Genomic DNA, 23,449 nt, shown 5'->3' with positions numbered 1-23,449 from the left:
AACGGTAGAGGTCGTCGATGTGTGTACCCCCGAGCACATATCGGCGGCCTCTTTCTCGTTCAAGGGTGCTCTCGCCGCCGTTAAAGCGGACAAAGTTCTCGTTATTTCATTAAACCGGGCGCGAGGCGGGCGAGTGCCGGTTCACGGGCTCTCCGTCCCTTCAGTAGTGATTCAGGCGGTGATCCGGCGACGGCTTCGACGGTGACCGGTCCCGCTCTCTCCGGCGACGGCCGCTCGTGCCCGTGCCGCCGTCCGTGACGTCCGGCCCGGTCGGCGTTCCGCCTCTCGCGCGACCGCGGGAACGGTCCGCCCGGAGCGTCGGCCGGGGTCCGTCGCCACGGCGGTGTATATCCGCGTGTACGGTGTGCAGCGGGCACCTCGGGGGGATGTTCGCTCTTGGGCCCATCGGTGGACGGAGGTTAGGCGGGGTGGCGGGGTCCACCGTTTCAGCGGATCCAGGTAGCGTTCGGTCTATGGCAGCGCCAACTGGAACCTCCGACGCCCCCTTCGGCCGCATGCTGACCGCGATGGTCACACCGTTCACGAGTGACGGAGCGGTCGACTACGAGACAGCGGGGCGCCTCGCCACCTACCTGGTGGACGAGCAGCGTAACGACGGCATCGTCGTGAGCGGTACGACGGGGGAGTCCCCGACGACCACCGACGACGAGAAGGAGCGCCTGCTGCGCGCCGTCGTCGAGGCGGTCGGCGACCGCGCCACGGTCGTCGCCGGAGCCGGGACCTACGACACCCACCACAGCGTGGGGCTGGCCAAGGCCGCCGAGCGCGCCGGGGCCCACGGTCTCCTGCTGGTGACGCCGTACTACAGCAAGCCCCCCCAGGAGGGGATCTACCGCCACTTCGCCACGGTGGCGGACGCGACGGCCCTGCCGGTGATGCTCTACGACATCCCCGGCCGGAGCGGCGTGCCGATCCAGGGCGAGACGCTGGCGCGGCTCGCCGGGCACGAGCGGATCGTCGCGGTGAAGGACGCCAAGGCCGACCTGTTCGAGGGGTCGCAGATCATCGCGTCCACCGGCCTGGCCTACTACTCGGGTGACGACACGCTCAACCTGCCGTGGCTATCGGTGGGGGCCGTGGGGTGCGTCAGCGTGATCGGCCACGTCGTGGGCGCGGAGCTCGCCGCGATGATCGGGGCCTACCGCTCCGGGGACGTCGAGGGCGCGCTCGCCATCCACCGCAGGCTGCTTCCCGTGGTCTCCGCGATCATGACGCAGGCCGGTGGCGCGATCATGGCGAAGGCGGCGCTGTCCCTGGTCGGGCAGCCCGCGGGGCCGCTGAGGTCGCCCCTGGTGGAGGCGACCCGGGAGCAGCTCACGAGGCTGCGCGAAGACTTGATCGCGGGCGGTGTGAAGCTGTCCGACGAAGTTGTGACATGAGATAAAACGCCGCGGCCTTCACCGGCCGCATCCGGGAGGAACGAGAGTTTGCGAGAAAGAAGACACGTCGGTCCGCTGGGGGACGGAGTGCTCGGCGAGGGAGTAGTCCTGCTGCCCACGAGGACCCCCGTCGCATGTGAGACCTCTGAGAGAGGTGTGACCGGATGAGTCACCCCCACCCCGAACTCGGGCTGCCGCCCGCGCTGCCCGAGGGTGCCCTGCGCATCGTCGCGCTGGGCGGTCTCGGCGAGATCGGCCGCAACATGGCCGTGTTCGAGTACGAAGGCCGTCTGCTGATCGTCGACTGCGGGGTCCTCTTCCCCGAGCCCGACCAGCCCGGCATCGACCTGATCCTGCCCGACTTCGAGTACATCCGGGACCGCCTGGACGACATCGAGGCCGTGGTCCTGACCCACGCGCACGAGGACCACATCGGTGCCGTGCCCTACCTGCTGCGCGAGCGCCGCGACATCCCGATCGTGGGATCCAGGCTGACGCTGGCGCTGATCGAGGCCAAGCTCACCGAGCATCGCATCCAGCCGAACAAGCGCGAGGTCGTGGAGGGGGAGCGGCACCGGTTCGGGCCGTTCGAGTGCGAGTTCCTCGCCGTCAACCACTCCATCCCCGACGCGCTGGCCGTCGCGATCAGGACGCCCGCGGGCATCGTCCTGCACACCGGGGACTTCCGGATGGACCAGCTGCCCAGCGACGGGCGGCTGACCGACCTGGGCGGGTTCGCCAGGCTCGGCGGCGAGGGCGTCGACCTGCTGATGTCCGACTCGACCAACGCCGAGGTGCCGGGCTTCGTCACCAGCGAGCGGGAGATCGCGCCGGTCATCGACGAGGTCATCCGCACCGCGGGCAAGCGGGTGATCGTGGCGAGCTTCGCCTCCCACATCCACCGCGTCCAGCAGGTCATCGACTCGGCGGAGAAGCACGGCCGCAAGGTCGCGCTGGTCGGCCGCTCGATGGTGCGCAACATGGGCGTCGCCCGCGACCTGGGTTACCTGAGAGTCTCGCCGGGCCTGATCGTCGACTCCAAGGAGATCGAGGGCTGGCCGCCGGAGGACGTGGTGCTGATCTGCACCGGGTCCCAGGGCGAGCCGATGGCGGCGCTGTCGCGCATGGCCAACCGCGACCACCCGATCCGCATCGCCGAGGGCGACACGGTCCTGCTGGCCTCCTCGCTGGTGCCGGGCAACGAGACCGCGGTCAACAACGTGATCAACGGCCTGTCGCGCTGGGGCGCCCGCGTGGTGCACAAGGGCAACGCGAAGGTGCACGTCTCCGGGCACGCCGCCGCCGGTGAGCTGCTGTACGTGCTCAACCTGACGCGGCCGTCCAACTTCATGCCGGTGCACGGCGAGTGGCGTCACCTGCGGGCGCACGCCAAGCTCGCCGCGCTGACCGGGGTGCCCGACGACCACATCGTGATCGCCGAGGACGGCGTCGTGGTGGACCTGGTCGACGGCCGGGCCAAGATCGTGGGCGCGGTTCCGGCCGGTTACGTCTACGTGGACGGCACCTCGGTGGGCGACGTCACCGACTTCGCGCTGAAGGACCGCCGCATCCTGGGCGAGGAGGGCTTCATCTCCATCGTCATCGTGGTCGACACCGCCACCGGCAAGCTCGCCGGGGGCCCGGAGATCCACGCCAGGGGATCCGGCATCGACCCGGCCATGTTCGACGACATCCTGCCGCAGGTCGAGAGGGCCCTGCAGGAGAACGCGGCCGACGGGGTGGTGGACATCCAGCAGGTCCGCCGCGTGGTCCGCAGGACCGTGGGGCGCTGGGTGAGCGACACCTACCGCCGCCGCCCGATGATCATCCCCGTGGTGGTCGAGGTCTGACCCCCGCGCCGTACGGCGGCCTCACCGGCCGCCGTACGGGCCCCCGTCGTACGGGCGCCGGCTCACTGGGCCCTTCTCCGTGGCGGACGGGGGACTTCCCGTCTGACGGAGCACCGGATCTTCCCCATGGCGGGCAGCCCGTCAGCAGACGCCGCGCAGGGAGCAGATCTTGGCGGCCATCTTCCTGGCGTCCTTCAGCTGCCGGGTGAAGTCGGAGGCGCGCACCCTGCCGTACTCGCCCGCCAGCACGTAGATCGCCACTGCCCGGCCCTCGCGCACGACGACGGCCCGCTGCCCGCCGACGACCGGGCGCACGCCCTTGGCGTCGTAGCCCTGGAGGGTGATCCGCACGGCGTGGTCCCCGGCGCGGACGGGGTCGGCCCAGGTCCTGGTGACCGTGTTCTCGTACTTGACGCGGGCGCACCTCTCGACCTGCCCGAGGAGCCCGGCCATCGCCCCGCGCGCGGCGGCCGTGGAGCGGTAGACCACCAGCTGCTCGCCGGAGTGGTGCTCGGGGGCCCGGTAGTCGACGGTCCGCATGGCCACCCGGCCGCGGTCGGCGGGACGGCGCAGGCCGCACGGGTTGATCCCCAGGTTCGCCCCCAGCCGGTCGCTGATGGTCCACGTCTCCTCGCCCGGATACTTGACCGGCTTGCGGGCCTGCGGCTCGTGCAGCAGGAAGTTCCTCGGGATCCCCGCGGCGGTTTCCCCTGTCTCCGCGAGGGCGGTGCCTCCCGTGAGGGCAACGGTCGCGAGGAGCGTGCCCGCCGCTGCCAGCCGGATCGTCGTCCGTGCCGTGCCAGTCGTCATCGGTCTTTCCCATCCGCTCGGTGATCTGTTCGGTGGTCTGTTCGGTGGCGGTCCCCTATGTGGGACCCGGTTCCGGCGGGAAAGGTTCGCGATCCGGGGATCGTTTTCCGGACGCCCGTACGCGGCGGGAATCGCGGTGAGTGCGCGGGGAAGGGGGCCGTTGTATGCTCACAGTGTTCTATGTAGCAGCTTCTAATTTCATGTAATAGAACAATGGAGGGGCGATGGAGGTACGGCACGCCACGGCACCCGACCAGATCACCGGGGCGACCACCGACTGGCTGCGCCGCCGGTTCCTGGTGGAGCAGCTCTTCGTGCCCGGGGAGGTGCGGCTGCTCTACTCCCACGAGGATCGCATCGTGGTCGGCGGGGCCCTGCCGGGCGACGGGCCACTGAGACTGCACTGTCCCGACCCGCTCAGGTCGGAGTACTTCCTGGAGCGCCGCGAGCTCGGCGTGGTCAACATCGGCGAGCCCGGCACGGTGACCGTCGACGGCACCGCGTACCCCCTGGGCGCCAAGGAATGCCTCTACGTCGGCCGGGGCGCCCGCGAGGTGGTCTTCGAGGGCGGTGCCTTCTATCTGGTCTCCACCCCCGCGCACGCCACGCTCCCGACGGTCGCCGCGACCCTGGAGGACGCCGAGCCGGTACGGCTGGGCGGCCAGGACGGTTCCAACGACCGGACGATCTACAAGTACGTCCACGCGAAGGGCATCCAGAGCTGCCAGCTCGTGCTCGGCGTGACCGTGCTGGAGCCCGGCAGCATGTGGAACACCATGCCCTGCCACACCCACGAACGCAGGACCGAGGTCTATCTCTACTTCGACCTGCCGCCCGGCGAGCGGGTGATCCACCTGATGGGACGGCCCGACGAGACGCGCAACCTCGTCGTCGCCGACCGGCAGGCGGTCGTCTCCCCGTCCTGGTCGGTGCACTGCGGCTTCGGGACGAGGAGCTACTCCTTCGTCTGGGCGATGGGCGGGGAGAACCAGGCCTTCGAGGACATGGAGCAGGTCGAGATCGGCGAGCTGCGCTGATGTTCTCACTGGAGGGCAGGACCGCGCTCGTCACCGGCGCGCGGACCGGGATCGGCCGGGCCCTCGCCGTGGGCCTGGCGGCGGCGGGGGCCGACATCGTGCTGCACGGCCGCGACGACGACCTGGACGAGGTCGAGGCGGAGGTCCGCAAGACCGGCAGGCAGGCCTCCCGGTGGGTGCTCGACCTGTCGGACCCCCGGGCCGTCCCCGAGGCGGCCGGGCGGCTCGGCCCGGTAGACGTGCTGGTCAACAACGCCGGGATCATCCGCAGGGCCCCGGCCGCCGAGCACTCCCACGAGTCCTTCCGCGAGGTGCTCGACGTCAACCTGGACGCGGTCTTCCTGCTCAGCCAGGTCCTCGGGGCACGGATGCTCGCCCGGGGCTCCGGGAAGATCATCATGATCGCCTCCATGCTGTCCTTCCAGGGCGGCGTCAACGTCGTCGGCTACACCGCCGCCAAGCACGGCGTCGCCGGGCTCACGCGGGCGCTGGCCTGCGAGTGGGCGGGCTCGGGGGTGCAGGTCAACGCGATCGCCCCCGGCTACATCAGGACCGGCAACACCGAGCGGCTCTGGGACGACCCCGCCCGGGAGGCCGAGATCAGGGGCCGCATCCCCGCGGGGCGCTGGGGCACCCCGGAGGACCTCGTGGGCGCCGCCGTCTTCCTGGCGTCCGGCGCCTCCGACTACGTCAACGGGCACCTGCTGGCCGTCGACGGAGGCTGGTTGGCGCGCTGACCAGTAGGCTCACGATCGTGGTCAGGGAAGGCAGTTCCATCGACAAGGCGCTGGCGGTGCTGGAGGCGATCGCCGAGCACCACCGCGTGACCGACATCGCCGCCGCGACGGGCGTGTCCAAGTCGACCGTCCATCGCATCCTCCAGTCGCTCGTCGAGTGGGGGTTCGCGCGGGCCGACGGCCGCGGCGGCTACGAGCCGGGCCCCCGGATCCTCACGCTGGCCGGCCGGGTCATGAACCGCTTCGACCCGGCCCGCCAGGCCTCCGGCGCGCTCAACGCCCTGCACGAGCGCATCGGCTACACCACGCACTTCGCGATCCGCAGCGGCGACGAGGCCGTCTACGTCGACAAGCTGGAGGGCCGGAGGCCGTACCAGATGCCGTCCCGCGTCGGGATGAGCCTGCGCCTGCACTGCACCGCGATCGGCAAGGCGGTCCTCGCCCAGCTCGGCGCCGACGAGGTCCGCGCCATCTGCGCCCGTACGGGCATGCCCGCCCCGACCCCCACCACGCTGGCGACGCCGGAGGACCTGCTGGCCGACCTGGCGTTGGTACGGTCCCGCGGCTACTCGCTCGACAACGAGGAGAACCTGCCCGGCATCCTCTGCGTGGGCGCCCCGGTCTTCGACCACACCGGCCAGGTGCTCGGCGGCATCTCCATCTCCGCCCTCGCGATGGACATGGGACGCGACGACCTGGAGCGGTTCGCGCCCGACGTCGTCGCCGCGGCCCGCGAGGTCTCCGCCGCCCTCGGCGCACCGGGCGCTCCCGCCGCCCCGGCGCTCAACGGCTGAGCGCGACGGCGCCGCCGTACGGCTGCCCCGAGTCGCCGGGCTCGACGGCCGGGCCGGTCGTCTCCCGCTTCCTCGGGTCGGTTACGGTCTCCAGTTGTTCCATGTAATGGGATGTGGTCTCATGTTATGCAACAACCTGAGCCTGGAGGATCAGCATGCCGAACATCACCGTGGAACTCCTGTCCGGCAGGACCATCGACCAGCGCCGCGAGTTCGTGGCGGCGCTGACCGAGGCGGCCGTGGACATCCTGAAGGCGCGCCGCGAGGCGGTACGCATCGTCTTCACCGAGATCGAGAAGTCGGACGTGGCCAACGGCGGTGTCCTGGAGTCCGACAAGTAACCCTCGGGGTCCGGCGTGCGGCCGGAGTCCGGCATGCGGTTGGACTCCGGTCACGTGACCGGAGTCCGGTGAGTGCTCGGAGTCCGGCACGTGACCGGAGTCCGGCGAGTGGCCGGGGTCCGGCGCGTGGCCCGGCGGGAGCCCTGCTCCCGGACCGGACGAATTCCCGGTTCGCGTGTTTCCCTTCCCCTCTCGGTGGAAGAAGCATGTTCCCGGGCGGGCGGGTCCTGGAGCCCGCCACGCCCGGGGACGACCGCGCGGCCACCGGCCGCGCCCTGAAGCCCCTGAGACCCCGCCCCCCGCGTCCGCGAGGCGTCGAACCACTGGATGGCGTCGCACGCCGTGAGGGCCCCCACCGCGCTGTGGGGGCCCGGGCCGTGCCGGGGAGGGGGAGCGGTCAGCCGACCGCTCCGGCACGCTGTTGCTGCTCCGGGTCGGTGGACCCGGGTTCGGTGGACAGGGAGTCGACGAGCGCGTCGCGGTCCTCGCGGTTCTCCGGCCTGAGGAACCCGATCACCACGTACAGGACCAGCGAGGTCACCAGCGGCACGCCGACGACCATCGCCGTGTCCTTGGACTCGATGATCCACTTGACGTAGGCCCAGACGCCCAGCCCGGCGGCCCAGGAGACGATGGCCGCGGTCGGGCCGCTGCGCTTGAACCACGGCAGCATGCCCAGCATCAGCGGGATGGAGATCGGCCCCATCGTCGCCGCGACCAGGTCGACGACGATCTTCAGCACGACGCCCTGGCCCTCGGTCGAGATCGCGATCGCCATGCTGATCAGGACGAAGGTGAACGTGGTCACCCGGGCGAAGGTCAGCTCGGCCCGCGCCGACAGCTCGCGCACCTTGCGGACGATCACGGGTGCGATGTCCCTGGTGATGACCGATGAGATCACGTTGGCGTCGGAGGCGACCATCGCCATGGTGTGGGAGAAGAAGCCCGCGAGCACCAGCCCGATCACGCCCTGCGGCAGCAGGGTCTGCGCCAGCCGCACGTACGCCTCCTCGGCGTTGGCCAGGCCCGGCACGATGAGCGGCGCGGCGAACATCGGGATGAACAGGATCAGCGGCCAGACCAGCCACAGCGCGCTGGACAGCAGCGCCGAGCGCTTCGCGGCCGAGCCCGAGGGGGAGGCCATGTAGCGCTGGGCCAGGTTCCACATGCCGCCGTTGTACTCGAAGGTCTTGATGAACAGCAGGGCGAGGAAGAACGTCGTGGTGTACGGCCCGGCGAACGGCTCGCCGTGGCCCGGGGGCAGCTTGTCCCACATGGTCCACAGGGTGGCGACGCCGTCCAGCTGGGCCATGATCGCGACGAACATGGCGATGCCCGCGACGCCCTGGATGACGAACTGCCCGAAGTCGGTGAGCACGTCCGCCCACAGCCCTCCGGCGGTGATGTAGACCAGCGTGACGGCCCCGGTGACCAGGATGCCCCACTGGATCGGGATGCCCGCGAAGCCCTGGAGCAGGATGGCGATCGCCACCCACTTCGCCGCGATGTCCACGACCTTCAGCAGCGCGCCGCTGTAGGCCAGCACCTGCTGGGTCGGCAGGTTGTAGCGCCGGGCGAGGTACTCCAGCGGGGAGATCACCCCGTGCTTGGAACGGAGCCGGTTCCAGCGGGCCGCCCAGACGAAGGCGCCGATGCCGATCCCGATGCCGATCGTCAGCGCCCACCAGACGTACATCGCGAGCCCGTAGTTGTAGGCCACGGCCGCGAACGCCACGAACATGACCGCGCTGTATCCCGACATGTGGTGCGAGATGCCGGACAGCCACCAGGGGATACGGCCCCCGGCGGTGAAGAAGTCGATCACGGTCTTGATGCGGCGCTTCGACCACACGCCGATACCGATCATGACAAGGAAGTACGCGCCCAGAACGGACCAGTCGAGTGCGGACATGTGTCTCCTCCCAACGCCCTGTTGGTGAGGAGGTTCTACTACATGAAACGCAATGTCAATACATGGAATGGAAGACGCTTTCCAGCAAACCAATGGGGCCTTTGGTGCCCCACATCACTGTTCACGAAGTATCGACCGATCTTGTGAAACGTCGGCGAGGGCCGGACGCTGCGGCGAGTCGGCGCGCAATCCACCACCCGTCTCGTTAACCTCCCTAACATGGCCACCCGTACGTCTAAAGGCTCCTCAGGAAAGCCCCCCGGCAAGGGGCCCTCCGGCCGTTCGGGCGCCTCCCAGGCCCGTACGGCCCCCGCCAGGCGGGCGCCCGCCGGCCGGGGGAGGAGCACGAGCCAGGCCCGCAAGCCCTCACCCCAGCACGACCCGATCAGCTGGGTGCTCATCATGATCGGCAAGCTGTTCATGGGCATCTGGATGCTCCTCGCCGGGGGCATCGGCGGCGCCGCGCGAGCCCTGGGGCAGAACGCGCGCGAGCTCGACCCCGTGCACCGCCGCGACGGGCTCGGCCTGGCGGTGTTCGCCGGGGCGGTCGTGCTGGCCGCGATGACCTGGCGGAAGAACACCGGCACGGTCTCCACCGTGGTCGACAGCGTCATGCGCGGCGTCTTCGGCTCGCTGACCTGGGTGATCCCGATCCTTCTGATGCTGCTGGCCTGGCGGCTGCTGCGTCACCCCGACCAGAACGCCGACACCGGCCGGATGATCATCGGCTGGTCCGCCCTGACCATCGGCGTGCTCGGCGTCGTGCACGTCGTCCACGGCACGCCGTACCCCTCGGGGGGCAGCTCCGACGGCATGGACAAGGTGTCGGCCGCCGGAGGCATGATCGGATTCATCGTCTCGGCGCCCCCGGCGAGCATCCTGCCGTCCTTCATCACCATCCCGCTGCTGCTGATCCTGTCGGGCTTCGGCATCCTGGTGATCACCGCGACGCCGGTGCACCGGGTCCCGGAGCGGCTGGCCGAGATCCGGCACATGCTCTTCAACCGCGACCTGCCCCCCACGCCGCGCGTGTCCAGGAAAAAGCCCGCCACCCGCAAGAAGGCGGAGCCCGAGGGCACCGAGCTGGGCGACCACGTCAAGCCCTACGACACCCCCCTGGTCGCGGAGACCCCCGGCGGACCCTCCGGGCACTCGCCGGAGATCGTGCCCGGCCTGGTGGACGACGAGCCCGCCGAGGCCGTGGCCAGAGCCGAGTCGTTCGCGCCTCCCGAGCCGACCCCGGCCCCGCGCAAGGTCGAGCAGCTCGTCCTGTCGCCCCAGGCGGGCCCGTACACCCTGCCCGAGCCGCAGCTCCTGCGCCCCGGCACCGCGCCCAAGCCGCAGACGAAGGCGAACACCGTCGTCGTCAACGCGCTGACCAGCGTGATGGAACAGTTCATGATCGACGCCCAGGTGATCGGCTTCACCCGGGGGCCGACGGTGACGCGCTACGAGATCGAGCTCGGCCCGGCGGTCAAGGTCGAGAAGGTCACCGCGCTCACCAAGAACATCGCGTACGCCGTCAAGTCAGCCGATGTCCGGATTTTGTCCCCGATCCCCGGCAAGTCGGCGATCGGGGTCGAGATCCCCAACACCGACAAGGACCTCGTCTCGCTGGGCGACATCCTGCGCTCCCCGGTGGCCCAGGCCGACCACCACCCGATGATCGTCGGGCTCGGCAAGGACGTCGAGGGCCGCACGATAGTGGCCAACCTGGCCAAGATGCCGCACCTGCTCATCGCGGGCGCCACCGGCGCGGGAAAGTCGGTCTGCGTCAACGGGCTGATCACCTCGATCCTGATGCGGGCCACCCCCGACGAGGTCCGCATGGTCCTGGTCGACCCCAAGCGGGTCGAGCTCAGCGTCTACGAGGGCATCCCGCACCTCATCACGCCGATCATCACCAACCCCAAGAAGGCCGCCGAGGCCCTGGAGTGGGTCGTCGGGGAGATGGACCGCCGCTACGACGACCTCGCCGCCAGCGGCTTCCGGCACGTCGACGACTTCAACAAGGCGGTCCGCACCGGCAAGCTGGTGCCGCCGCCGGGCAGCGAGCGGGTCTACCAGCCCTATCCGTACCTGCTGGTGATCGTCGACGAGCTCGCCGACCTGATGATGGTCGCCCCCCGCGACGTCGAGGACTCCATCGTCCGCATCACCCAGCTCGCCCGCGCCGCCGGGATCCACCTGGTCATCGCCACCCAGCGTCCCAGCGTGGACGTGGTCACCGGCCTGATCAAGGCCAACGTGCCCTCCCGGCTCGCCTTCGCCACCTCCTCGCTCGCCGACTCCCGGGTCATCCTCGACCAGCCGGGCGCCGAGAAGCTCGTCGGGCAGGGCGACTCGCTCTTCCTGCCGATGGGCGCCAGCAAGCCCATGCGGCTGCAGAACGCCTTCGTCTCCGAGAAGGAGATCGGCGAGATCGTCGGGCACTGCAAGGCCCAGATGGCGGTCGAGTACCGCGACGACGTGGCCGCCGCGACGGCAGTCAAGAAGGAGATCGACGAGGACATCGGCGACGACCTCGACCTGCTGGTCCAGGCGGCCGAGCTCATCGTGACCACCCAGTTCGGCTCGACCTCGATGCTCCAGCGCAAGCTCAGGGTCGGCTTCGCCAAGGCGGGCCGCCTGATGGACCTGCTGGAGAGCAGGAACGTCGTCGGGCCCAGCGAGGGGTCGAAGGCGCGGGAGGTCATGGTCAAGCCGGACGAGCTCCCCGGCCTGCTGATCGACCTGCGCGGGGGCTGACGGCACGCGCGGGAGGTTTCCGGCCGGTCCACGCGGAGCCCGTCACGAGGGCCGGCCGCCCCGCGCGGTGCCGTGCGAGGTCCCCGGGCGGCCTGCGCGGGGGCCGACGGCGTCGTACGGGAGGGTCCGGCCGGCGCGCGCGGGGGAGTCGCCGGTCCTTAGAGCCGGTCCGCGCGGGGAGTCGCCGGCGCTCCGGCCGGTCCGCGCCGGGGAGTGCCGGTACATGGCGGTGAATACCGTCTCTCGACCGGCCCGCCCGGGAATGACGGCGCCGTACGGGAATGTGACCCCCGCCGCGCATCCTCCGTGCGGTTACTGATTGAATAGGTGTCGCTACGCAACGTCGGGGGCTGAGAGGCGTGCGCCATGGGCATTGGAAGCGATCTGGCGGATGCCCGGCGGTCAATGGGGATGACCGTCGGGCAGTTGAGCGCGCGGACACGCATTCGCGAGGTGCTCATCCAGGCAATCGAGAGGAATGACTTCTCCCAGTGCGGGGGAGATTTCTACGCGCGGGGCCACATAAGAAACATCGCCAAGATCGTTGACCTCGATCCCGAGGCGCTGGTGCACCGCTACGACGAGCAGCACGGGGGCGTGCCGCTGCCGGTGCGCGCCTCCAGCGTCTTCCAGGCCGACATGCCGCTGAAGATCCGTGAGCGCCGCTCGCCCAACTGGACGACGGCGATGGCGGTGGCCCTGGGCATCGTGGTCATCTTCGGCGTGGTGCGGACCATGGGCGGGGGCGACACCCCGGTGGCGGACCTCCGCCCGATGCCGGTGCCCGCCGTGCCGCCGCCGCCCACGGCCGGTTCCGGCCCCGACTCGCCGCGCCGGGCCGCGTCGCTGGCCGAGGAGCGGCGGCGGCGCGACATGGTCGTCCTCCAGGTCAGGGCGAAGCGCACCTCCTGGCTCGACGTACAGGACTCGACCGGCCGGAGGCTCTTCTCCGGGACGCTCGCGGCGGGCAAGACCTCGACCTGGAAGGCGAAGACCGGGATGCGGGTCACCTTCGGCGACGGGGGAGCCGTCTCGCTGAAGGTGAACGGCAAGAACCTGGGCGCCCCCGGCCGCCGGGGGCAGGTCGTGAACCGCTCCTACGAGGCCCCCGCCACCAAGAAACGCTAGGTCACACCGTACGGAGCCCGTCTCGGACGGCTCCCGGGCGTCCGCGTCACCGGGGTCCGGCCGGGGCGTCCGCGCCGTCCCGGCGGCGGGACATCCGGGGCGGGGCAGGGGGTGCGGCGGTGCCTGAATGGGGGGAGGTGCATCGGGTAGTGGCCAACTCCCGATACCGTAGTGTTCACCATGTCATCCCGCCGAACCGCATCGCTGATCACGCTTGGTTGCGCACGCAACGAGGTCGACTCCGAGGAACTCGCCGCTCGTCTTGAGGCTGCCGGTTGGCAGCTGGGCGACGACGATCCCGACGTCGTCGTCGTCAACACGTGCGGCTTCATCGACTCGGCGAAAAAGGACTCCATCGACACGCTGCTCGCCGCGGCCGACTCCGGGGCCAAGGTGGTCGCCGCGGGCTGCATGGCGGAGCGGTACGGCGACCAGCTCGCCGACGCGCTGCCCGAGGCCGCCGCCGTCATCTCCTTCGACGACTACACCGACATCGGCACGCGCCTCGACGACGTGCTGGCGGGCAGGTCGCTCGTCCCGCACAGCCCGCGCGACCGCAGGACCCTGCTGCCCATCTCGCCGGTGGAGCGCGCCGCCGCCCCCAAGACGGCCATTCCCGGCCACGGCGAGCTGCCCGAGGGCGTGGCCCCCGCCAGCGGCCCCAGGCCGCTCCGCAAGCGCCTGGGCGACGGCCCGGTGGCCTCGCTGAAGCTCGCCTCCGGCTGCGACCGGCGCTGCACGTTCTGCGCCATCCCCGCCTTCCGCGGGGCGTACGTCTCGCGCGGCGCCGGGGAGCTCCTCGGCGAGGCCGCCTGGCTGGCCGAGCAGGGCGTCAAGGAGCTGGTGCTGGTCAGCGAGAACTCCACCTCCTACGGCAAGGACCTGGGCGACCTGAGGGCGCTGGAGAAGCTGCTGCCCTCCCTCGCCGCGACCGAGGGCGTCGAGCGGGTGCGGGTCAGCTACCTGCAGCCCGCCGAGCTCCGGCCGGGGCTGCTGGAGATCATCGCCTCGACCGACGGCGTGGCCCCCTACTTCGACCTGTCCTTCCAGCACGCCAGCGGCCCGGTGCTGCGCCGGATGCGGCGCTTCGGCGACCCCCGGCGCTTCCTGGACCTCCTGGAGTCGATCCGCGCCCACGCCCCCGAGGCGGGCGTGCGCTCCAACTTCATCGTGGGCTTCCCCGGCGAGACCGAGGAGGAGTTCGGCGAGCTGGTGGGCTTCCTGGAGGAGGCCAGGCTCGACGTGATCGGCATTTTCGGCTACTCCGACGAGGACGGCACCGAGGCGGCCTCGCTGCCCGGCAAGCTCGACCAGGAGGTCGTCGACGCCCGCGTGTCCGCGCTCACCGAGCTGGCCGAGGAGCTCATGGCCCAGCGGGCCGAGGAGCGGATCGGCACCGAGGTCGACGTCCTGATCGAGGAGGACCTGGGCGACGGCGGCTACGAGGGCCGCGCCGCCCACCAGGGGCCCGAGGTCGACGGTTCTGTAACGGTCCAGGGCATCGGGCTGGTCCCCGGCCAGATCGTCCGGGCCGTCGTGGTCGACTCCGAGGGTGTCGACCTGATCGCCCGTATCAAGGCGGCCCCATGAGCGCGCCGCCGGGCCGGGAGAGCGTATGACCAACACGCCAGAGACCGGCACCGACTCGACCCCGGCATCCGCGCGCCCCAAGGTGAGCGCCTGGAACATCGCCAACGTCGTGACGGTGATACGGCTGGCGATGGTTCCGTTCTTCGCGGCCTGCCTCTTCCTGCCGGGTTCCGGCTGGCGGGTCGCGGCGCTGGTGGTCTTCATGGTGGCCTCGCTCACCGACCTGCTCGACGGCGAGCTGGCCCGCCGCTACGGCCTCGTCACCGACTTCGGGAAGATCGCCGATCCGATCGCCGACAAGGCCCTCATCGGCGCCGCCCTGATCAGCCTCTCGGTGCTGGGGGAGCTGCCCTGGTGGATCACCGTCGTGATCCTGGGCAGGGAGCTGGGCGTCACCGGGCTGAGGTTCGCCGTCATCCGGCACGGCGTCATCCCGGCCAGCTACGGCGGGAAGGTCAAGACCGTCCTGCAGATCGCCGCGATCGTCTCCTACATCTGGCCGGGGGTGCCCGACCTGATCCGCTGGGTCGTGATGGGCGCGGCCGCGCTGGTCACCGTCGTCACCGGCCTCGACTACGTGATCCGGGCGATCAAGCTGCGGCAGGTCGCGAAACGGGCGCGGGCCATATGAGAGCGGGCCGTACGAGACGGGCCGGTGGTCGAAGGCCGCCCGTGACGGGCACCGGCCGTGCGAGGCCGCCCGCGACGGGGGCGGGCCAGGCGAGGCGGGCCGTGGCGGGTGTGAGCCGTACGAGATCGGCCGTCGCGGGCACGGGTCATGCGAGGCCGGCCGTCGCGGGTGCGGGTCGTGTGGGGCGGGTCTCGTGAGCCGGGGTCTGTTCGCGGCCACCGAGGTCCTCGCCCTTCTCGTCCGCAGGGGCGAGACGGTGGCGGTCGCCGAGTCGCTGACCGCCGGGCTCATCTGCGCGTCCCTCACCGGCCCTCCTGGGGCCTCCGCGGCCTTCCTGGGCGGGGTCGTCTCCTATGCCACCGAGCTCAAGCACCGGCTGCTGGACGTCCCCGCGGAGCTGCTCGCCCGCGAGGGGGCGGTGCACCCGGGGGTCGCCGCCGCCATGGCCGACGGGGTGCGCCGCCTCACCGGTTCCACGTACGGGCTGGCGGCCACCGGGGTGGCCGGTCCCGACCCCCAGGACGGTAAATCGGTGGGGACCGTGCATCTCGCCGTTAGCGGACCCGGCGGGCGGGTATGGCATCGAGATCCGCGACTCGCCGGGACGCGCGACCAGATCCGGGAGTCGACGGTGAACGAGGCCGTGGACCTCCTCCGAGGTGTGCTGGAGACGAACGTGAGGGAACATTCAGGATGATTACCGCGTTACGTCCCCAGCGAACATGCTCCACATGGTCTGCCGCGTTGTCGGTCCATACGGGTACGGTGGAACGGTGAGTGAGGTAAAGGTCAAGCGATGATGACGGCGAGGAGTATGTACCAAGGGTCGCGTTCGAAGAACGGGCGGCACGAACCGATAGCGCGGAGTGTCGTGAAGGCATCCGCGCCGGGGAGGGAGCGACAGATGGTCCTGCTGCGTCAGCTGCTCGGTGACGTGCTGCGGCGGCTGAGGGTGCGGCAGAGTCGCACCCTGCGTGAGGTGTCCACATTGGCTCGGGTTTCACTTGGCTATTTGTCCGAGGTGGAGCGTGGTCAGAAGGAGGCGTCCTCAGAGCTGCTCGCGTCGATCTGCGGTGCCTTGGGTGTGCCGCTTTCACAGGTTCTCCGCGAGGTTTCCGATCAGTTCGCCCTGGCCGAGCTGCAGCATGCTCCGGTGCTGGCGGGCGATGTCCCCGAACGGGAGCGTCTGCCGATTCCCGAAACCGTGCCTGATTCCGTCTTCCCCGAGGTCAACGATATGGTCGCCGCCTAGCCGGTCGGTTCTTCCGGCTGGCAGTGACGGCACCAGACGATCAGCCGTTCCTGCGGCTGTGCGCCCATCTCCCCACGACTGATCCGACGCCCGCAGCGTAGGCAAGGCCGCCCGGCCCTGCCGTAGACCCAGGTGCTCCGTCCCGGACGGAGGTCGCCTGTCGTCGTCCTGCTCGGGCGTTCCTTGTTAGCGTCCAGCAACCGCCACGCGATCGACACGATCGTGCCCAGGTCCTCAATCGTCCCCACGGGCCGCCACGGGGACACTCCGGCGAGGAAAAGCGTCTCGGCGCGATAGATGGTGCCGATTCCCGCCAGGTTGCGCTGATCGAGCAGCGCGACCCCGATGCTCGTCTCAGGCCGTCCTGCCAGCCTTCGCACGGCCTCCGCCTCGTCCCAGTCCTCCCCGAGCAGATCGGGTCCGAGATGTCCGACGAGCCGCCCCTCCTCCGTGGTCGGGACCAGGTCGACCATTCCCAGCCGCACCCCCGCCGCCTGCCATCGCTCGTTGGCCAGCACCAGGCGGACGACGTCGCCCCCGGGCAGCCTCCGCCCCACGGGTGAGATCTGCCAGCTGCCCTCCATCCGCAGGTGGGTGTGGACGGTCAACCCGCCCTCGACCCTGGTGAGCAGGTGCTTGCCGCGCGAGACGGTCTCCAGCACCGTGCGCCCGGTCAGGTCGGCCGTGGAGTGACGCGGTACGCGGAAGTCCGAGCGGGTCAGCACCCGCCCGTCGAGCGCCCGGCCGAGCCGCAGCGCGGAGAGGTGGATGACGTCACCCTCGGGCACGGTGCCCACCCCGGGACGTGAGCCGGTCGTGAGAGGTGAGCCGGGCTCGGGACGTGAGCCGGGCTCGGGACACGGGACGGTCCTGCGCGACAGACCGTGCCCAGGACGTGGTCCGGTCCCGGGTGGCGACCCCGTTCCGGGACGTGAACCGTGTCCGGGACGCGAGCCGGTTCCGGGACGCGAGCCGGTTGCGGAAGGTGAGCCGTCTCCAGGACGTGGGCCGGGACGGCCGGATCCCGATGGGCGGCCACGGCGGCACGGTCAGTCCCAGGCCGCGGGGTCGGCCGACAGGCTGCGGACCCGGTCGGGGAGGGCGCCGGTGGCCACGTTCTCAAGCGTGACCTCCTCCAGGATCGCCCGCTCGCTGGCGCGCAGCGCGATCCAGACCTGCTGCAGCGACTCGGCGGGCCCCCGGTAGTCGACATGCTCGGGCCGCTCTCCCCGGACGTTGGCGAGCGGGCCGTCAACGGCGCGGATCACGTCGGCGAGACTGATCTCCGCGGGCGGGCGGGCCAGCACGTAGCCCCCCTCGGGGCCGCGCTGGCCGCGCACCAGCCCGGCGCGGCGCATCTGGAGCAGGATGTTCTCAAGATACTTGGGAGGCATGTCCTGCTCTTTGGCCAGCTCACCCACCGTGGTAGGGCCGTCACCCGCGGCGGCGAGTTCGGCGGCGGCGCGGAGTGCATAGTCGACACGAGCGGATAGGCGCATGTAACCGATTATCCCGCCTGCTATTGGTTCCTTATGCGCGCGGGGCCCAAGGAGGTGAAGTGGCGTCCGTCGCCTTCGGTGACGACGGGCCCGTAGAGCGACGCGCCGGTGGGGTCCGCCGCGTGCACGACGTAGTGGTGTGGGGCCATCGCGGAGGTGCGGCCCGGCAGCAGGGCGAGGCAGGCGGCGCGGATCTCCTCGGGGGTTCCGGAGGTGACGTGGCAGGTCAGACGCCCGTCCGCGTCGTGCGTCACCCGGTGGGGACGCCCCTGAACCGCTTCACCGACGAGTCGCTCCACCGCGCCGAGGTTCACCCAGCAGGAGTCGGTGTAGATCCATCCCGGGCCGCGCTCGATAGGGGAAATTCCTGATATTTCCGGAATGTCGGAAGCTTGGACATCCCCGTCCCCGGCCGCGACGAGCAGCCGGACGATCCCGGTCCCGAAGCCCTCGGCCTCCGTCCGGCTCATCACCCGCGGGTCGATCCAGAGCGTCAGGTCCACCACGTCCTCCAGCCGGTTGGCCCAGAGCGCGAGGTGCGCGGGGAGCGAGGCCGCCGGGAGCCAGTCGCACTCGATCTCGGCGGACGGCCCGGGCTCTGGTTCGGGGACGGTGACGCCGCTCATGTCGTTGAAGACGCAGTCGCGGGCGAAGTCCACCCCCCGCTCGGCGTTGACGGCCTCGATCACCTCCCAGAGCGCGATGGAGTCGAAGCGGCTGTGCTGGTATCCGGCCAGGGACGCGGTGCGGAAGCGGCGTACCGCCTCGTCGAAGGTGGGGGCGTCGAGGTCCGCGGTCATCAGCGCGTCCTGGGCGAGCGGGCCGACGTAGTCGCGCAGCTCGGGCCGTACCCGGTTGCTCGCCAGGGACGCGATCACGCAGGACCGCTGGGTGTTGCGCAGGCCGACGAGGACGCCCAGGGCGGCGAGGGCGACCGCCGAGCGGCTGGCGCCCGTGCGGCTCGCGACGGCGCCCAGCGCCGTGGCCGCCACCGCAGAGCGGACCCGCAGCCGGGGCCGGATCGCGTCGGCGTCGGTCTTGACCGCCTCGTCGATCGCGAACATCGACTGCGGTGCCCGCCTGAGGCCGTTCTCCCAGTGCCGCAGGGCCGCCTCGGTCCGGCGCAGGGCGGCCGGGGAGCCCTCCGCGGTCGCGAGGTCCAGCGGCTGCGTCGGGCACGGCGGCGGGACGGCGACCCCCCGGATCAGGCGCTCCCACTCCCTCATGACGGTGGCGAGCCCGATGGCGTCGACCGAGGTGTGGGGCAGGACGAAGACCACCAGGCGGGGCGTCTCCCCCTCGGTGACCACGGCGACCCTGATCGGAAGCTCGTCCCGCAGGTCGAACCGGGTGCCCTGCATCCGCAGGCCCACCTCTTCGGCGACCTCGTCGAGGAGTCCGGTCCCCGCGTCGTGCGTCTCGACGGGCAGGGAGCCGGAGCCGGCCACGAACTGGAGGTCCGAGTGGACGGTGGCCCGCAGCGCCTCGTGCCGGGAGAGCAGGCGCCCGACCGCCTCGGTGACGGCGGGCAGGGAGGTGCCCTCGGGGAGGCGCTTGGTGACGCGGAAGTTCATGTGCAGCGGCGGGTCGCGGAGCACGCAACGCGCCATGTTGGCCTGGCCCATGGTCATGGGTCCCTGCCGGGTCCGCGGACCGGCGTACTCGGCCGCGATCGTGATGACGGTGTCCATGTCGAAACCTGCCTCACCACCCGACGGCAAGGGTCTTACTGAAAAGAACCTTTACCGTTTTGGGGAGTGTTCCACGCGCCGGGCCGGCGTCGCAAGCCCTTGATTTTCCGGGCATCGCGGTGACGGGCGCGCGGGCGGTGGCGGCGGACCGGCGGTGAGCAGGGACGCGGCACGGCCGGGACGGCCCGGACAGCCGTCCGCGGCGCCCGGGCGGGGCTAAACTATCAGGAAGCCTTATTAAGAATAGAAGCGTTATTCTTCATTGAAAGTAATCGCGACGGGGAAGCGGCGAACAAGAGAGCATGCGTATGGAGCGACGTCCTGGCGTGCCCAGGCTATTGCGGGAGATCAACGACAGGGCCGCCCTGGAGCTGCTGCTCGCTTCCGGGCCGCTGACGCGAGGGCAGATCGGCGAGCTCACCGGCCTCTCCAAGGTGACGGCGTCGCAGACGCTCGCCCGCCTGGAGGGGCGCGGGCTGGTGGAGGTCGCGGGGGAGCAGGCGGGGGGCCGGGGGCCCAATGCCGCGCTTTATGGGATTATTTCCTCCTCGGCCTATGTGGCGGGTCTGGATGTCGGCCCGGAATTCGTCACGACCGCCATCGCCGATATCCACGGGGAGATCGTGGCCGAGGTGCGGGTGGCGCCGAGCGGGCACGACGATCCGGTGGCCCTCGTGCACAACGCGGTGGTCAAGGCGTGCCGGTCGGCCAAGGTCGCGCTCTCCAAGCTGCGCTCGGTCGTCATCGGCACCCCGGGCGTGGTCGACCCCCGCACCGGCGACGTGCGGTTCTCCTTCGACCTGCCCGGCTGGCACGAGGGCATCCACGAGGCGCTCGCCCGTGACCTGCGCCGCGACGTCAGGATAGAGAACGACGTGAACCTCGTCGCCATCGCCGAGCGCACCCTGGGTGCCGCCCGCGAGGTCGACGACTTCGTGCTGCTGTGGGTGGGGCGCGGCATCGGCCTCGGCGTCGTGCTCGGCGGGCGTTTGCACCGGGGCCGCTCCGGCAGCGCGGGCGAGATCGGCTACCTGCCGGTGCCGGGGGTGCCGCTCGCCGAGGACGTACGGGCCGTGCCCGGCAGGCTGCCGTCGCTCGCCGGGGGCCTGCAGTCCCTGGTCAGCGCCGAGGCGGTCGCCGAGCTCGCCGCGACGTACGGCTTCGAGGGGGAGAGCGCCGCCGAGTGCGTCGCGGCGGCGGTCGCGGCGGGCAAGCGGGGAGAGCCGCTGATCGACGACATCGCGGGGCGGCTCGCGCTGGGGGTGGCGTCGGTGTGCGTCGTGCTCGACCCGGGGCTCGTGGTGCTCGCGGGGGAGGTCAGCAGGGCCGGGGGCGACGAGCTCACCTCCAGGATCGAGGAGGCGGTGGCGAGGAGCTGCCCGGTCCGGCCGCAGGTGGTGGCGAGCGAGGTGGCCGGGAACCCGGTGCTGCGCGGGGCCGTCATCGCCGCCCTGGACCAGGCCAGGGAGGAGATCTTCGCCTCCTGAGCCCTGAGTCCCGAGTCCTGAGTCCTGAGCCATGAGCCATGAGCCATGAGCTCTGGACCCTGAGCGTTGAGCCTCGGATTCCGGCTCCGGGTCCCGGGCGTTGAACCCCGAAATCCGAGCCTCGAGTCCCGAAATCCGAGTCCCGAGTTCCTGGTCCGGGGTTTTCGGGGCGGGCCGCCTGGTTCGGGAGTTCTCGGTCCGGAGCCCGATGTCCCGGGTCCTGACCCGGAATTCCCCGGATTCTCCGATGTCCGGCGGGGCGGGAGAGATTCTTCTCGGCGAACGGCCGTTGCGCGGTGGGCAAGATCCTCTATGCTGGCGCGGAAATGTCATGAAAAAGACATCTTTCTGTGATCGGGGATGGGGACAAATGACGGCTGTCATCGCCGTGCTGCATGCCGAGGACGTCGCCCTGGAGTTCGTCTCCGTCCTGCGGGACCGCGCCGACGAGGACGTCCTGGTGATCGTCGGGCAGGCGAGGGCGAGCGTGACCCTCCCGGCGGGGCTTTCCCTGCGGGAGCGCCTTGAGCTGCTCGGACCGCTGGTGGAGCCCGGGGGCAACACCGCCGAGCTGCCCGTCCCCGCCGACGTGACCACTCTGCTCGGCGAGGCGCCGACTCCGGCACCGGGGCCGGGAGAGCTCTGGACCCACTCGCCCGCCGACCACCGCATCCGCCGGGCCAGGTTCGGCTGGATCGTCTCCCGCGCGGTGTCGCCGTTCCCGGGGTCCTCGCCCTCGGCGTCCTCGCCCCTGTCCCTGCCGGCGGTGACCTGCTCGGTCGGCGACAATCCCTTCCTGCAGACGATCCCCGTCACGGCGGCCGCGATCACCGGTGCCGAGGCCGAGGCGAAGATCGACTTCATCAACCGGCGCGCCGGTGAGCTGCTGCGCAGCCGGGTGGCCGACCGGCTCGTCACCACCGACCGGGTCCCGGCCGTCGAGAGGTTCTTCACCGCGAGCGCCGAGCAGGCTAACCGCCTGTACGCGCTGATCTCCAGTCTCGGCGACGACGCCGCGGTGGCCGACGACCCGTGGGAGTTCGGGCGTTCGGCCTACGAGGCCGCGCGGCTGGACGCGACCGCCGCCTGGACCGCCCGCTGGTGCTCCCCGCAGGACGGGCCGATCGTGGAGGTCGGGGCGTGTCAGGGCGAGCTCACCCGGCGGCTGGCCGGGAAGGGGTACCGGGTCCAGGCGACCGAGCCCAATGCGGGTTTCCGCGCCCGCCTGGCCGAGCGGGCGGAGCCGGGCGTGGAGGTGCTCCCGGACAGCCTGGAGGACCTCGCCGACCACGGTGAGCGCCAGGCGGCGGCGTACCTGCTCGTCGAGATGCTCTACTACGACCAGGACCTGACGCTCCTGGACCGGCTGCCGACCGACCTGGTCCTCGTCGCGCTGGAGACCGGCCAGCTCAACGAGCGGATCTGGCCCTGGCTGCGCGAGCAGTCCACCTGGCGGGTCGCCGAGCGCGTCGAGCTCGCTCCGCCGACCCTGGAGTCCGTCTGCGACGGCCTCGCCTACCTGCGCAAGCGGGGCAGCCGCGGTCTCGTCCTGGCCAGGGCCGGGTGGCGGCGATGAGCTGGGAGACGATCGTGGTCTCGCCGCACTTCGACGACGCGGTGCTGTCGGTGGCGGGACTGCTCGCCCGCCGCGAGGGGAACGCGGTGATCGTCACGGCGCTGGGCGGCGCGGCCGGTGAGACGCTTTCCGCGTGGGACCGGCTGTGCGGGTTCGTCTCGGCGGAGGAGACGGCGCGGGAGCGGCGGGCCGAGGACGCGCGGGCGTGCGAGCTCCTCGGGGTCGACCAGGTGGTGCTGGACAATCCGGACGTCCCGGCGGCACAGCTCCCGCTGGACGACCTGGAGGCGTTTCTCACCGAGCACGTCACCCCGCGCACGCGCGTGCTCGTCCCGATGGGGATCGGCAACGCCGACCACGAGGCGGTACGCGACCGGGCGCTCGACGTGCTGGAGAAGGCCGCACCCCTGGAGCGCTGGGTCTACGCCGACCTGCCCTACGCCGCCGCCGTACGCGAGTGGGGGACCCCGGCGGCCGGGCGGGCGCTGGAGGACAGGCCGCCGGTCCGTACGCTCGCCGAGCGGTACCGCCTCGGGCCGACGGCCCGGCCGCGCCTGGAGGGGGAGGAGTGGGCGCTCAAGCGGCGCGCGGTCCTGGCGTACGCCTCGCAGATCGCGCCGCTCGCCAGCGACCACGGGGAGTTCCTCGCGATGCCGGGTCCCCTCCAGCACGAGCTGGTGTGGGCCCTCGACGGGTAGGCCCATCGTTTCCGCGTGAGGACGGCCCGGCCGCCGACCGGCCTCGGGTCCTCGGGTCCTCGGGTCCATGGGTCTTTGAGTCCATGGGTCCTTGAGCCCATGAGGCCTCGGTGGGAGCACTCGTCCATGCGGGCCGTGCGCCGGTCGCCGCCCGGGGCGACGGGTCGCGCCCGTGCGATCTTCGACCCTTGAGCAGGGTTTTCCTCACCCCCCGCGTGGCGGGGAGGTTAGCTCGTTAAAGACGGGGGCATCAGGGACGCATGGCACG

The 23,449-nt window shown here is 71.1% G+C and carries 20 protein-coding genes; 15 read left to right on the top strand and 5 right to left on the bottom strand.

Features of this window, described 5'->3' with window-relative positions:
* The first annotated feature begins 473 nt into the window (after positions 1-473).
* Both dapA and ABT053_RS27895 read left to right on the top strand, forming a co-directional pair.
* Complete coding sequence (gene dapA / locus ABT053_RS27900; protein WP_350972734.1) at positions 474-1,400, top strand: 4-hydroxy-tetrahydrodipicolinate synthase; 927 nt, start codon at positions 474-476, stop codon at positions 1,398-1,400.
* Between the two features lie 164 nt (positions 1,401-1,564).
* Positions 1,565-3,250: a ribonuclease J gene (locus ABT053_RS27895; RefSeq protein WP_350972733.1), complete on the top strand. Its 1,686-nt coding sequence runs from the start codon at positions 1,565-1,567 to the stop codon at positions 3,248-3,250.
* A gap of 141 nt (positions 3,251-3,391) precedes the next feature.
* Here the strand turns inward: ABT053_RS27895 and ABT053_RS27890 are convergent, their stop codons facing one another.
* The gene (locus ABT053_RS27890) at positions 3,392-4,060 is read right to left on the bottom strand and encodes a hypothetical protein (RefSeq protein WP_350972731.1); all 669 of its coding nucleotides are present in this window, start codon (positions 4,058-4,060) and stop codon (positions 3,392-3,394) included.
* 224 nt (positions 4,061-4,284) lie between these two features.
* Between ABT053_RS27890 and kduI the strand changes: the two genes are divergently transcribed.
* The 4 genes from kduI to ABT053_RS27870 all read left to right on the top strand — a co-directional run bounded on the left by kduI (position 4,285) and on the right by ABT053_RS27870 (position 6,969).
* Positions 4,285-5,097, top strand: coding sequence for a 5-dehydro-4-deoxy-D-glucuronate isomerase (gene kduI, locus ABT053_RS27885; protein ID WP_350972730.1), 813 nt, complete (start codon positions 4,285-4,287; stop codon positions 5,095-5,097).
* A complete protein-coding gene (locus ABT053_RS27880; RefSeq protein WP_350972729.1) occupies positions 5,097-5,834 on the top strand; it encodes an SDR family oxidoreductase in 738 nt (245 codons plus the stop codon). Before kduI ends, ABT053_RS27880 begins: the two co-directional genes overlap by 1 nt.
* A 17-nt stretch (positions 5,835-5,851) precedes the next feature.
* Entirely contained in the window at positions 5,852-6,628 is a 777-nt protein-coding gene (locus ABT053_RS27875; RefSeq protein ID WP_350972728.1) for an IclR family transcriptional regulator, read from the top strand.
* Positions 6,629-6,783: 155 nt separating this feature from the next.
* Positions 6,784-6,969 (top strand): tautomerase family protein, encoded by a 186-nt coding sequence (locus ABT053_RS27870; protein ID WP_350972727.1) that lies wholly within the window; start codon positions 6,784-6,786, stop codon positions 6,967-6,969.
* A 397-nt stretch (positions 6,970-7,366) separates the two neighbouring features.
* Here ABT053_RS27870 and ABT053_RS27865 read toward each other — a convergent pair whose 3' ends face one another.
* Positions 7,367-8,881 (bottom strand): sodium:solute symporter family protein, encoded by a 1,515-nt coding sequence (locus ABT053_RS27865; protein WP_350972725.1) that lies wholly within the window; start codon positions 8,879-8,881, stop codon positions 7,367-7,369.
* Positions 8,882-9,100: 219 nt separating this feature from the next.
* On the opposite strand from ABT053_RS27865, the gene ABT053_RS27860 reads away from it, so the two are divergent.
* The 6 genes from ABT053_RS27860 to ABT053_RS27835 all read left to right on the top strand — a co-directional run bounded on the left by ABT053_RS27860 (position 9,101) and on the right by ABT053_RS27835 (position 16,230).
* Positions 9,101-11,629, top strand: a complete 2,529-nt coding sequence (locus ABT053_RS27860) for a DNA translocase FtsK (RefSeq protein ID WP_350972724.1) — start codon at positions 9,101-9,103, stop codon at positions 11,627-11,629.
* A 366-nt stretch (positions 11,630-11,995) separates the two neighbouring features.
* Positions 11,996-12,757 carry a helix-turn-helix domain-containing protein gene (locus ABT053_RS27855; protein WP_350972722.1) on the top strand — a complete coding sequence of 254 codons (762 nt, stop codon included), beginning with the start codon at positions 11,996-11,998 and terminating at the stop codon, positions 12,755-12,757.
* 180 nt (positions 12,758-12,937) lie between these two features.
* Positions 12,938-14,347: a 30S ribosomal protein S12 methylthiotransferase RimO gene (rimO, locus tag ABT053_RS27850; protein WP_350972721.1), complete on the top strand. Its 1,410-nt coding sequence runs from the start codon at positions 12,938-12,940 to the stop codon at positions 14,345-14,347.
* A gap of 25 nt (positions 14,348-14,372) precedes the next feature.
* Entirely contained in the window at positions 14,373-14,978 is a 606-nt protein-coding gene (gene pgsA, locus ABT053_RS27845; RefSeq protein ID WP_350972720.1) for a CDP-diacylglycerol--glycerol-3-phosphate 3-phosphatidyltransferase, read from the top strand.
* A gap of 193 nt (positions 14,979-15,171) precedes the next feature.
* Entirely contained in the window at positions 15,172-15,675 is a 504-nt protein-coding gene (locus ABT053_RS27840) for a CinA family protein (protein ID WP_350972719.1), read from the top strand.
* A gap of 207 nt (positions 15,676-15,882) precedes the next feature.
* Positions 15,883-16,230, top strand: a complete 348-nt coding sequence (locus ABT053_RS27835; protein WP_030904158.1) for a helix-turn-helix domain-containing protein — start codon at positions 15,883-15,885, stop codon at positions 16,228-16,230.
* Here the strand turns inward: ABT053_RS27835 and ABT053_RS27830 are convergent.
* From ABT053_RS27830 to ABT053_RS27820, 3 genes are all read right to left on the bottom strand, one after another.
* A complete protein-coding gene (locus ABT053_RS27830; RefSeq protein ID WP_350972717.1) occupies positions 16,227-17,018 on the bottom strand; it encodes a DNA-formamidopyrimidine glycosylase family protein in 792 nt (263 codons plus the stop codon). The genes ABT053_RS27835 and ABT053_RS27830 overlap by 4 nt on opposite strands.
* A 261-nt stretch (positions 17,019-17,279) precedes the next feature.
* Positions 17,280-17,729 carry an RrF2 family transcriptional regulator gene (locus ABT053_RS27825; protein WP_350972715.1) on the bottom strand — a complete coding sequence of 150 codons (450 nt, stop codon included), beginning with the start codon at positions 17,727-17,729 and terminating at the stop codon, positions 17,280-17,282.
* Positions 17,730-17,749: 20 nt separating this feature from the next.
* Positions 17,750-19,420 (bottom strand): condensation domain-containing protein, encoded by a 1,671-nt coding sequence (locus ABT053_RS27820; protein ID WP_350972714.1) that lies wholly within the window; start codon positions 19,418-19,420, stop codon positions 17,750-17,752.
* Positions 19,421-19,728: 308 nt separating this feature from the next.
* Here ABT053_RS27820 and ABT053_RS27815 point away from each other — a divergent pair, with 308 nt between their 5' ends.
* The 3 genes from ABT053_RS27815 to ABT053_RS27805 all read left to right on the top strand — a co-directional run bounded on the left by ABT053_RS27815 (position 19,729) and on the right by ABT053_RS27805 (position 23,181).
* On the top strand, positions 19,729-20,907 hold the full coding sequence (locus ABT053_RS27815) for an ROK family transcriptional regulator (RefSeq protein ID WP_350972713.1): 1,179 nt from the start codon (positions 19,729-19,731) through the stop codon (positions 20,905-20,907).
* A 370-nt stretch (positions 20,908-21,277) separates the two neighbouring features.
* Complete coding sequence (locus tag ABT053_RS27810) at positions 21,278-22,483, top strand: class I SAM-dependent methyltransferase (protein ID WP_350972712.1); 1,206 nt, start codon at positions 21,278-21,280, stop codon at positions 22,481-22,483.
* Positions 22,480-23,181 carry a PIG-L deacetylase family protein gene (locus ABT053_RS27805; protein WP_350972710.1) on the top strand — a complete coding sequence of 234 codons (702 nt, stop codon included), beginning with the start codon at positions 22,480-22,482 and terminating at the stop codon, positions 23,179-23,181. The genes ABT053_RS27810 and ABT053_RS27805 overlap by 4 nt, the downstream gene beginning before the upstream one ends.
* Positions 23,182-23,449: the final 268 nt, after the last annotated feature.

The organism is Streptosporangium sp. NPDC002524 (assembly GCF_040295985.1).
GTDB lineage: Bacteria > Actinomycetota > Actinomycetes > Streptosporangiales > Streptosporangiaceae > Streptosporangium.
Note: the sequence above shows the minus strand (reverse complement) of the source record. Positions and strands in the feature narration are given on the sequence as shown.